The organism is Nocardia sp. NPDC059228 (assembly GCF_042754245.1).
Lineage (GTDB): Bacteria > Actinomycetota > Actinomycetes > Mycobacteriales > Mycobacteriaceae > Nocardia.
Window position 1 is genome coordinate 1 of record NZ_JBHZAL010000107.1, and the last position, 1,446, is coordinate 1,446.

At 69.7% G+C, this 1,446-nt stretch carries 2 protein-coding genes; one reads left to right on the forward strand and one right to left on the reverse strand.

What is annotated here, in order from left to right; all coding sequences use genetic code 11:
* On the reverse strand, positions 1 to 799 hold a 799-nt coding region (locus ACFXKA_RS42755), incomplete at its 3' end, for a maleylpyruvate isomerase family mycothiol-dependent enzyme (RefSeq protein ID WP_379431870.1).
* Between the two features lie 177 nt (positions 800 to 976).
* On the opposite strand from ACFXKA_RS42755, the gene ACFXKA_RS42760 reads away from it, so the two are divergent.
* Positions 977 to 1,446, forward strand: a 470-nt coding sequence (locus ACFXKA_RS42760) for a nitrilase-related carbon-nitrogen hydrolase (protein ID WP_379431871.1), incomplete at its 3' end; no start/stop codon positions are given.

Consider the following 1,446-nt stretch of genomic DNA (forward strand, 5'->3'; position numbering starts at 1 on the left):
GGATCGCCGCCGCCAGGTCCGTGTCGCCGTCCGTCTTGATGCGGTCCGGCACCGCGGCGGCCCGTACCCGCCCGCACGCCAGCCGGAAGTACGTCTCCCAGTCCATCGTGAGCGTCACCGCGGGGCCGAGCGAGGGGGAGCCGTCTATCCTGCCGCGGCCGTCCGCGGCGACGCCGACCGTCCGCAGGAACACCACGGGAACGCTCACGTCGAAGACGATCGCCGAGTTCGGCGGCGCGCCCGCGTCCTTCGCGACGACCTTCGGGAGGGCTTCGAGGAGGACGTCACGGGTGACCAGCGCACCGGCCGAGTCGAGGTTGCCGGGCCTGCTCAGCGTCGTACGCAGATCCTGCTCGTGCACCCAGATGTCGAACGCGCGGGTCCGCATGGCCTGTTCGAGCGTCTGCTCGGTGCCGAGGGGCGCGCGGACCATGGCGTCGGGCGCGCGGTTCTCGTTCCGCAGCTGGCGGTTGCGCCGGATGATCGTGTATTCGAGCTCGGAGGTCATCTCCGGAGCGGTGTGGTGGCGCCGTACGTCCACCTGCATCTCCATGTAGCGGGAGATCTCGCTCTGTACGTGGTACAGGTCGCGCGGCAGTGTGTGGATGGGGCGCGGGTCCCCGAGCATTTCGCATTCGAGACCGATGACGTGCGAGACGATGTCCCGCACCGACCAGCCGGGGCACGGCGTGCGCCGGTTCCACTCGCCCTCGACGAGTGGCTGGACCAGCTCGGCTATGGCTTCAATGGAGTGGGACCAGGCATCGGCGTAGTTCTGAAGGCTGGGATGGACGGTCACGGGACCCCTCGACGGTTCTGCGGTTAGCGGGCTGGGCTGCTGGCTGCGGGCGGCGGGCTGTGGGCTGCGTGGGAGGTTCGAGAGCCTAAGTTACGCTGCCCGTTGGCACCCCGGCAGTGCTTTCGTGTGACGATCGTAGGCCCGTGTAGACGGCTCGAATGCCAGGACGGTGGTAGTGTGCGCGCCTCCCTCATCCAGATCGCAGTAGACCCGGACGAATCGGTCAATTCCCGTAGGGAGCGCGCGGCTTCGCTGGTACGGGAGCAGCGGGGCGCGGATCTGGTGGTCCTGCCGGAGCTGTGGCCGGTGGGTGCTTTCGCGTACGAGTCGTTCGCCGCCGAGGCGGAGACGCTGGACGGTCCGACGTTCCGGGCGATGTCGGAGGCGGCGCGCGACGCGGGTGTCTGGCTGCACGCCGGGTCCATCGTGGAACGCGCCCCCGAGGCGGTCCTGGACGGCGCTGCCGACCTCTACAACACCGCGCTGGTCATCTCCCCGGACGGCGCACTCGCGCGCTCGTACCGGAAGATCCACCGCTTCGGCTTCGACAAGGGCGAGGCGACGCTGATGGGCGCGGGCGACGAGCTGGCGACCGTCACGCTGCCGGACGCCGTGCTGGGCCTGGCGACCTGCTACGACCTGCGGTT